1 protein-coding gene is annotated in these 2,675 nt (G+C 45.0%); it reads left to right on the forward strand.

Going from position 1 to position 2,675, the window contains the following annotated elements:
* Positions 1-596 precede the first annotated feature (596 nt).
* Positions 597-1,724: a lipocalin-like domain-containing protein gene (locus ACU52_RS14485; protein WP_053399319.1), complete on the forward strand. Its 1,128-nt coding sequence runs from the start codon at positions 597-599 to the stop codon at positions 1,722-1,724.
* The last annotated feature ends 951 nt before the right edge of the window (positions 1,725-2,675 follow it).

Raw genomic sequence — 2,675 nt, forward strand, 5'->3', positions numbered from 1 at the left:
CTCTTTTCGTTCTTCACTTAAAATGCTAATGTGCCGGCGTAGTGCTTGCTTTCATATCTTCTTAACTCTGGTAGTTAGAGTAGTTAAAGTAGTTATAGGAGTTAAAGCCAAATGCAAACGTAGTGCTGTGGATTTTTTCAATATATTACGATCAATAATAATCAACAAGACTAATGTGCCGGCTGATTTGCAATCTGCCGGAATATAATATTAGGAGCTGCGCTCCGCTAAAAATACCGCAGTTCCAAATGCTAATATTGTTGGTAGTTATAGTAGTTAAAGTAGTTATAGAAGTTAGAGTCAATAGTAAACGTAGTGCGTATTTAAGTGAAAAGATAAGAGTGAAGAGCAGGCGCAAAGCGCAATTAAAAATGAAAAATTAAAAGTGAAAAACGCCTGACGGAAGTGAAGAGTGAAGAACTAAGAGTTGGCGCAAAAGCCAGATGGGCTTCTGTTGAAAAAGGACAATTAAAGAGTAAAAATCTTAACGGCGCTTATTGCTAATCAATTATTTCATATATTTGTGCCGTAGAAGTTTATTAACGTATAGAATAAGGAGGAAAAGATGGAAAAGATAGGTTTTATTGGCGGCTTTGATGCTTAGTCCGCTTGCAGGAAGATGCGAAACAGACCTGACGGGATGCTGGATTGAGCAGGTGCCTAAGGAAATAGCATACATGCGGGGCATGTGTCTTAACGACGACGGCAGCGCGGAGTCTATCGGTATGGCTACGCTGAGATACTGTTACTGGAGGACTGAAGGCGACCGCCTTATACTTGACGGAGAGAGCATCGGCAACGGACAGACGATAAATTTCTCTGACACGCTGCGCATTATCGACGTTGCTAAAGACACGCTGACACTTGAAAGGCGCATGAACAAGGTGGTGTATGTGCGCAAGTCGGCTATCAATGAGCCTATAAAAGGCAGAAGAGTGCAGCGTACTGCACATGCCGGCTTTGAATGGCGTGAACTGAAAGGTGCCGGGATGAAGCTGAGGGTTCAGCGTAACGATAAGATAAGACTGATGGCCGATCCGCTGCTTCCGGGCATCGTGATGGTGAGAGACGGCGACGAGAGGCCGCACAGGCTTATTCAGGTGTTCAGCATCAACGGCAATGACATCAACGGGGTGATAGACGCCATTGAGAAGGCCGGAGAATGGGACAAGGAACAGCCGGGCAAGTTTAAGCAGGTGAAGTCAGGGCGCGAGGGCGTGAAACGCTACGTGATGGTTCCTGACGGCGACTATGCCAAGGCAACGGATGAGCTTATGAAGACGGAGCCTGTGGCATCGACATGCAACGGATGGGGCGTAGGCAACAGCGGAAGCAGATATTTTGAGATGTATGACGGCCATCCGGGCAAGGTGGTGTTTGTAGAGATTGGTCAGGACGCTCCTCTGTTCGACGAAAACAGCGTAACGCTATGTGATGAGCCTGACAGCACCTTGTCGCGCGATGTACTTTACACGATGAAGGGCGAGATGAGTCTGGCTCATGAGGTGCGCTCCTTCAGGCCCGACGGGACGGATGACGAATACTGGATAGTGGACAAGACCGGTCGCCTGGAGGATATGTACGACAAGATAACGGGAGGACAGAAGAACGGCAACCCTGTAGACGTAACTCTGCGACTGGAATATAACGGCAAATGGGACACCGGCTTCGCCGAAGACTACGACGGCGTGTTCTTCGTAAGGGAAATAGTGGAAATTAAGTGAAAAGCAGGCAGGTGCAAAAGCGCAATTAAAGAGTGAAAGCCCCACCAAACCTCCCCCGTGGGAGGCTTTTGTTTCTCGGTAGTTAAAGGAGCTTTTTCTAAGTGAAGAGCAGGCGCAAAGCGCAATTAAAAATGAAAAATTAAAAGTGAAAAACGCCTGACGGAAGTGAAGAGTTAAGAGTGAAGAGTGAAAAATCCAAATGCTAACGTAGTGCTTGCGAAAAGAATCAACAATGCTAATGTTCCGGCGGATCTGCGCTCCGCCGGAATATAATATAAGGATCTATGATCCGATTACTTCCTATCTCTTGTAGTAAAACATTGAATTGACTAACGTCGAACTTCGTTTGTCATTATTCACTTTCATAATATAGCGGTACTTTTAGCGGATCAAAGATCCTTATACTCAATTCCGGCGGAGCACAGATCCGCCGGCACATTAGCAAACGTAGTGCTTATGCAACGTGGTTTGGGGTTTTGCTTAATCCAATTATGAAATCCATTTCTGTGTTTGCTAATTATGAAACGTAGTTCAGCATTAGCTAATTGTGAAACGTGGTTCAGCGCAGCTAATTATGAAATGTCGTTCAGTTTAATCCAATTATGAATTACTTCAACCTGCAAGTGAGAGCATAAGTAAATTATATTTGGTTATGCCGAGCGCATCCGACAATCAATAGAATTAATCTTCGATAATAATCAACAAGACTAATGTACCGGCGGATCTGCGCTCCGCCGGAATTGAGTATAAGGATCTTTGATCCGCTAAAAATACCGCTGCCTTACGAAGTGAGTAATGAAAAATCTAATGCTAAGTTTGCATTAAAGATATAAGGTGAAGTCAAATAGGAAGTAATCAGATTGCAAATCCTGATACTCAATTCCGGCGGAGCGCAGATCCGCCGGCACATTAGCAAACGTAGTGCTTATGCAACGTGGTTTGGGGTTTTGC

The sequence above is a fragment of the Xylanibacter rarus genome, from assembly GCF_001275135.1.
Classification (GTDB): Bacteria; Bacteroidota; Bacteroidia; order Bacteroidales; family Bacteroidaceae; genus Prevotella; species Prevotella rara.

Coding starts and splice junctions, on each gene's coding strand:
- ACU52_RS14485 (WP_053399319.1), top strand. CDS start 597: ATGCTTAGTCCGCTTGCAGGAAGATGCGAAACAGACCTGACGGGATGC.